The sequence below is a fragment of the Endozoicomonas sp. genome (assembly GCF_031844845.1).
Classification (GTDB): Bacteria; Pseudomonadota; Gammaproteobacteria; order Pseudomonadales; family Endozoicomonadaceae; genus Endozoicomonas.
On sequence record NZ_JAVRMB020000059.1, the window covers coordinates 1 to 6,728 of the forward strand.

Annotated in this window: 6 protein-coding genes; 3 read left to right on the forward strand and 3 right to left on the reverse strand. The window is 46.8% G+C overall.

Annotation, left to right across the window (positions count from 1 at the left end; all coding sequences use genetic code 11):
* On the forward strand, positions 1–1,641 hold a 1,641-nt coding region (gene ettA / locus RM811_RS02635), incomplete at its 5' end, for an energy-dependent translational throttle protein EttA (protein WP_402520494.1).
* A 9-nt stretch (positions 1,642–1,650) separates the two neighbouring features.
* On the opposite strand, the gene RM811_RS02640 is transcribed toward ettA, so the two are convergent.
* Positions 1,651–3,033: an SET domain-containing protein-lysine N-methyltransferase gene (locus RM811_RS02640; protein ID WP_402520496.1), complete on the reverse strand. Its 1,383-nt coding sequence runs from the start codon at positions 3,031–3,033 to the stop codon at positions 1,651–1,653.
* Positions 3,034–4,350: 1,317 nt separating this feature from the next.
* Here RM811_RS02640 and RM811_RS02645 point away from each other — a divergent pair.
* Positions 4,351–4,845 carry a hypothetical protein gene (locus tag RM811_RS02645; RefSeq protein WP_402520498.1) on the forward strand — a complete coding sequence of 165 codons (495 nt, stop codon included), beginning with the start codon at positions 4,351–4,353 and terminating at the stop codon, positions 4,843–4,845.
* An 86-nt stretch (positions 4,846–4,931) separates the two neighbouring features.
* Here the strand turns inward: RM811_RS02645 and RM811_RS02650 are convergent, their stop codons facing one another.
* Entirely contained in the window at positions 4,932–5,606 is a 675-nt protein-coding gene (locus RM811_RS02650) for a hypothetical protein (protein ID WP_402520500.1), read from the reverse strand.
* A 106-nt stretch (positions 5,607–5,712) separates the two neighbouring features.
* Here RM811_RS02650 and RM811_RS02655 point away from each other — a divergent pair, with 106 nt between their 5' ends.
* Complete coding sequence (locus tag RM811_RS02655; protein WP_402520502.1) at positions 5,713–6,282, forward strand: DUF4202 domain-containing protein; 570 nt, start codon at positions 5,713–5,715, stop codon at positions 6,280–6,282.
* On the opposite strand, the gene RM811_RS02660 is transcribed toward RM811_RS02655, so the two are convergent.
* The gene (locus RM811_RS02660; RefSeq protein ID WP_402520504.1) at positions 6,271–6,600 is read right to left on the reverse strand and encodes a hypothetical protein; all 330 of its coding nucleotides are present in this window, start codon (positions 6,598–6,600) and stop codon (positions 6,271–6,273) included. The genes RM811_RS02655 and RM811_RS02660 overlap by 12 nt on opposite strands.
* Between the last annotated feature and the right edge of the window lie 128 nt (positions 6,601–6,728).

Here is a 6,728-nt window from a genome sequence, read left to right on the forward strand (position 1 = left end):
CGGGTGAGCAAAATCGTTCCCCCGAAACGCCAGATTTTAAAAGATATCTCCCTCTCCTTTTTCCCCGGTGCCAAAATCGGTGTACTGGGCCTGAATGGTTCCGGTAAATCAACCCTGCTGCGCATCATGGCCGGTGTTGATAAAGAGTTTGATGGTGAAGCCCGGCCACAACCAAACCTGAACGTAGGCTATTTACCTCAGGAGCCCCTGCTGGATCTGGATAAAACCGTTCGGGACGTGGTTGAAGAAGCACTGGGTGAGCTGAAGGCCGCCCAGCAGCGTCTGGACGAAGTCTACGCCGCTTACGCTGAACCCGATGCAGACTTTGACGCATTGGCGACTGAACAGGCCAAACTGGAAAACATCATTCAGGCGGCGGACGCTCACAATATGGAGCGCAAACTGGAAGTCGCTGCCGATGCCCTGCGTCTGCCAGAGTGGGACGCTAAAATTGAAAACCTCTCCGGTGGTGAGCGCCGCCGTGTTGCCCTCTGCCGCCTGCTGCTCTCCAGCCCGGAAATGCTGTTGCTGGATGAGCCCACCAACCACCTGGATGCCGAATCCGTTGCCTGGCTGGAGCGTTTCCTGGTTGAGTATCCGGGAACCGTCGTAGCGATCACCCACGACCGTTACTTTCTGGATAATGCCGCTGGCTGGATTCTGGAACTGGACCGTGGCGAAGGTATTCCTTACCAGGGCAACTACAGCTCCTGGCTGGAACAGAAAGGAGAGCGACTGGAGCGGGAACAGAAACAACAAGACGCTCGTCGTAAAGCCATGGGGCACGAACTGGAATGGGTTCGTTCCAATGCCAAAGGCCGACAGTCCAAATCCAAAGCGCGTCTGGCCCGTTTTGAAGAAATGCAATCTCAGGACTTCCAGACCCGTAACGAAACCAACGAGATCTACATTCCACCTGGCCCACGTTTAGGTGACAAGGTTATTGAAGTTAAGGGTCTGTCTAAAGGATTTGGTGACCGCCTGCTGATCGACGACCTCAGCTTCAGCATCCCCAAGGGTGCCATCGTCGGCATTATCGGTGGTAACGGTGCCGGTAAGTCTACCCTGTTCAAGATGATCACCGGTCAGGAACAGCCTGATTCCGGAACAATCGAACTGGGGGATACCGTCAAGATCGCCAACGTACAACAGCTGCGGGATGAGCTGGACGACAAAAAAACCGTCTGGGAAGCCATTGCTGATGGCCAGGAGATGTTGAAGATCAACAACTATGAAGTAGCCTCCCGCGCTTATATCAGTCGCTTTAACTTCAAGGGCGGTGATCAGCAGAAGCGTGTGGGCGAGCTTTCCGGTGGTGAGCGTGGTCGTTTGCAGCTGGCGGCTACATTAAAAGACGGTGGTAATGTACTGCTGCTGGACGAACCCTCCAACGACCTGGACGTTGAAACCCTGCGAGCCCTGGAAGAAGCCCTGCTGGCCTTCCCCGGCTGTGCCATGGTGATCTCCCACGACCGCTGGTTCCTGGATCGTGTGGCGACTCACATCCTGGCCTACGAAGGTGATTCCAAAGTGGCCTTCTTTGAAGGTAACTACACCGAGTATGAAGCTGAACGTGTAGCTCGATTGGGAGAAGATGCTGCTGGACCACACCGTGTGAAATACAAGCGAATTGATGCCTGATTGTATCCGTTACTTTTGCAATACACGTATTACTCCCGGTCTTATGAGTTCATTCTGACCGGGAATTTTACTGGTTTGATTCTGAAATTTATTTTTTAATTCTTCGGGTTCAATCCAGCTGTTTTCACCGTTAAAAATTGATTTCAAGAAATACTTTTTAAGATCTGCGGTATTTTTAGTTGTCAATTGATTGATTTCAGAATCAAATTTTCCTGTTTTATTCGGATTGCCTAATTGATTTTTTAAGTCGTTCAAGTCTGGCTCATCAGTAGCAAAAAAAATCCGAAGTATATTTTTATGAACATTACTCAACTTATTAAAAAGTTCACCTATGGTTGCTGGCCGACTTTCTTTGACTCGAAAATCATACAATAGTTGCATAATCTCTCCGACAGGCTCGTCAAGCACCTTTGGCAAAATAACTTCTTTTTCCAGTACTTTTCGATGTGTATTATCTTGCAGCTTTTGAATTTGTTTATATATTGCTTTTTTTCGGCTATCCGTTAACTTTTCTATTAATGAAATGGAGAAGTCGATCTCAGAGTCAGTCTTGTCCGGATTATAATCAAACAACAATTCCTCCCCCTTATGAATCTTCCTGAGAGCGGTAGCGGTCAGCCGAAGGCTATTTCTATCTGACCATGATAGTTGCCTCCGTCCTACATAAGCAACCTCTACATTGGCATTTTTTGAATGATTCAGATACCGTAAATCTGTACTGCCATTTCGGCCTAACTCTATAGCATACTTGCCTGATTTACGGACAGTAACTTGTGACCATGCCACAAAAGTGTCTTTTTCCAAGCCTTTAATTTCAAAGTCACCATTTTCCTCCCTGATGGTGAAAGCATAAAATTTGTTCTTAAGCTCGTCACAAAAGATTCGGCACGCAATATCCCCCTCATAGGCAGCGATTTCGTCTCCCTTCTTAAAATCACATGTAGCTACAACACCCTTGCCATTAACAACATTTTTATCAGACTCCTTAAACCCTTGATTCAATTCTACGAGGCTGTCTTCGCTTTTCGTTGTCATTGAGACATTCCCCAGAGCAACAGGAGAGTCTGGTGGAGTATGTGTAATTTCTATATCATCTTGAGATTGTAGCCGGTTGATAGCACAATTCAGTTTATTTCTTACTGTCTTAAGCTCTTCTATTTTCTCAGTGTTTTTAAATCGACTCAGATTGTCATCGTTCTTACAGTTATTAATGACTCTGGCCGTTTTTATTGCCTGAATATCATTTATGGATATTCCTAATAACGCGTTATCTTTTGCAAGGTCAATAGCTAAGGTGAACCTGCCGGAACGCATTCTTTTATTGCATGATGCCTCAAAATAAGTATTTTGATAATTCGGCATGGATCTTTTTGCACCTAAGTTAGCTCGCATGGTATTAAGTATCCCTAATCTAATTGTAATATCAGGTATGACTACTCTAATAGTATGAAAGTTCCAATAAATAGGATTTTTTATTTATCTGAACAAGAAAAATACAGCGTAAAACCCAAACCCAAACCCAAACCCAAACCCAAACCCAAACCCAAGGCTGAAGCTTGAGATAGACTATGGTGCAATTTATTAGTCTCCTGAAAGGTTAAAACCACCGGCTTTAGCCGGTCAGCTTTAGCTATGATGGTTTTCTCCCTACGGGATATAATTAAGCGCCCCAAGGTACACGCGGCTGTCATTGTGTACAGGGATTGTACACAATCCATCTGGCAGGGATAGCCAACCGTCGGGCAGGATGGATCCTGTACAATCTCGGTAATTGCTCCTCGGTAACTGCTCCTGCGTTACTCTACCTCCTGCATCCATGCAGTCGCCTGTACAGGATGCAGAGGGTGGAATAACTCAGACCTCTGTCATTGTGTACATGAACTGTACACAATCCATCCGGCAGGGATAGCCATCTCACCGCACATTCACTTCCCTGTGAGATGGATCCTATACAATCTCGGTAATTGCTCCTCGGTAACTTCTCCTGCGTTACTCTACCTCCTGCATCCATGCAGTCGTGCATTAATCTACCTCCTGAATCCATGCAGTCGCCTGTACAGGATGACAGCAACCAGGGAATCAATAGGTGATGATAAATTTCAGGAGTGAAGGTTAGCAACAACGCGTCTTTGCGTCTTTGACGCGTATCCGGACTTTCAGTCCGTAACACTAACCCACCGGCTTTAGCCGGTGGTTGTTGAGTATGTTTTTCAGAAGAGTTAGCCTTGATAGTATTTTCTTCACATATCGAAGATGAATCAATATCGGTAATTTCTGCCTTGTTTTCGACATAAATAGAACTATCGTACATCTAAGGCTTTTACCCTGAACCCAAACCTAACTGAAAATAAACAGGAGTCTGGATTTTGCCCCTAATGGTAACTACACCGAGTATGAAGCCGACCGCGTTGCCCGACTGGGTGTAGAAGCCGCCGGCCCACATCGAGTTAAATACAAGCGGATTGATGCCTGATACGAGTCATTAATTCTGCAGCTGCTGACTACCTGGTACGGGTAGTCAGCCTTTTCTCCCTTTTTTCTTCTCTCCCAATGAACTTTACATTCAAATCCGAGTCAATCATTGGATGTACGGTTAGATAGCACCTGCAAAACAGTGTGCTGTATAAGGAAATCCCACTTCATCATCACTAACTACAGAAACACTGTCGATTTGGGAGAGTTTTATGAAGATGTACCGGATTTTAATTATTGTTACTCATTTGCAACCTGCCATCAGCATTTGCTGGAGAGATTGGCAAAATCTCAGCCAACATTTCCAAAAATCAATTGAATGCTTACGAGATATCAGGCGCTTTTACCGGTAAGCCGGAATACAGTTCACGGCATGTTTATGACTTTGCCTACAACTCCTGGAGGCTGATCTCAACCGGTGGGAAAATCAGCTTCCCGGTAAAACTGGATGGTCATGAAAAAGTCTATGCAAAATTCAAATGGGCTGGCTGGGGTGCTGAAACATTGGTCAATATTTATTTCAATGATCAGCTAGTTGCCTTTGGTCATGAAGTTCACGGGCATGCCTGGAACAGTCCTTCAACGGATACATTTGAGATCCTGCCCAATGGCTGTGCCGATGATTGTAAAATAACTCTGGAACTGAATGCCCGTTCGCCCATGGTTTTATTTCTGAAGAATCTTACACTGACGGACAACCAGAGTGAGATAACGGGTAATATCGAAGAATAACTTCAAGATTAACGGAGCCGCCTTCCGGCTCCGCCTTTCATCAGGTTCCAGTGCCATCGCTCAATAGAAGCAATCTGAGCCCCTGTCTATTCACACGCTGCAATATCAGAAGGCCGGAAAACCCGCATGCCCGATATATCCAGCAAAGATTGCTCATACATCAATCGGGCAAGCGCCTCGATTCGGGTAGGCCGAAGCACCTTCATACTGGCCAGGGGCAAACTGCTTAACAGGGACATCACATAGAAACCCACAGACTCCATAAACCGGAACTCATTACGATCACCATGCAACAGTGAAGGCTGGTATAGAGAGAGTGAACGAAGCCCCATACTGTTGAGCATCTTCTCTGTCTCACCTTTCACTCTCATATAAAATGCCAATGATTTAGCGTTTGCACCGTAGGCACTGACCAGGTGAAAAGAAGGGTTTTCATGACTCACTGCCCATTGACCTAAAGCCAGAACATAATCCTGATCGACTTTAGTAAACCCGATTTTTGATCCTGCCTTTTTGATGGTAGTACCAAGACAGCAAAATAAAGTATCAACCTTTGACTCTGCCTCCAGTGCTTTCAACTGATCAAAACTCATTACGATCTCCCGGACTTTGGGATGACTGGCCCAAGGCGTCGATCGGTAGTGCACAACAATAATCTGGTTATAGTGCTCACTCTCTAGCAGGTATTTCATCAACACCTTCCCGGTGGCTCCGGTAGCGCCAACTACCATAGCAACTTTGGCGGGCTTTCCTGTCGTCATTTTTCTTACCCAAACACCCGTGAAATATTAAATACCAGTCGAAATAGCGAAGTAAATCAAGTAAAAAGTGCAACATAACGCTAATGACACAACAGGATCACTGCTTATGACCAGACTCACCGAAACACTGGACGTCATTGACCAGCTTCATGCAATGGATCCAAAGATCATTGATGGGACACCGGCAGAGCTGGATTATGCCCGACAGATGACGTACTGGTTGCAACAACTGGCACCGGATGCTTCAGAAGAACTGCAGATCGCTGTTCGCAGCCAGCATTTGTGTCGCTGGGAAATTTCCCGCTCTGAATATCCCGAAGGGCGCACGGGTTATCTGCAGTGGCGAACAGAACTTGGCAAAATGCATGCCCGCAAAGCCACTGAAGTTATGGAGCAGAACGGTTACTCTGAACAAAGCTGTGAAAAGGCTTCAGCCATTATTCGCAAGCAGGGCATTAAACGTAATCAGGATGCCCAAATACTGGAAGATTGTGCCTGTCTGGTCTTTTTGACACGGGATTTTTCTGCCTTTTCTGTGAAATACCCCAGAGATAAAATCATATCCATTGTGCAGAAGACCTGGAAAAAGATGTCAGAGAGAGCTCAGCAAGAAGCATTACAGCTACCTTTTACAGAAAACGATAAAAAAATACTTGAGGAGGCATTAAGGGATTAAGGAAACCGCTTCCCACTTCCCACTTCCCACTTCCCACTTCCCACTTTCCACTTTCCACTTTCCACTTCCCGCAAAAGCACAAGTGGCTATGGATTCAGGCTCGCTCCCACAGGTAGACTCGTTCCCATGCTCCGCGTGGGAATGCATACGGGACTGGCCGTATGCCGCCGGACTTTTTGATAGTCCGTAGTGCAGGGAAGCGTTAAACCCAATGCAGATACCACCACCGTCATCCCCGCGCAGGAGGCTGTCGCAAAACCCACCAGGAAAACCCTCCTCGCTCCCACGCTCTGCGTGGTAGCGCCAGGACCCAACCACAGACACGATTCCTGCGGTTGGCTATGCATTCCCACGCAGAGCGTGGGAATGAGGTTCCTGGTGGGTTTTGCGACAGCCTCGCAGGCGGGGATGACGGCGGTGGGATCTGCATTGGGTTTAACGCTTCC

Bases quoted from the DNA above. Each gene is read 5' to 3' on its own strand.
- RM811_RS02640 (WP_402520496.1), bottom strand. From the start codon at position 3,033: ATGCGAGCTAACTTAGGTGCAAAAAGATCCATGCCGAATTATCAAAAT.
- RM811_RS02650 (WP_402520500.1), bottom strand. From the start codon at position 5,606: ATGACGACAGGAAAGCCCGCCAAAGTTGCTATGGTAGTTGGCGCTACC.
- RM811_RS02655 (WP_402520502.1), top strand. From the start codon at position 5,713: ATGACCAGACTCACCGAAACACTGGACGTCATTGACCAGCTTCATGCA.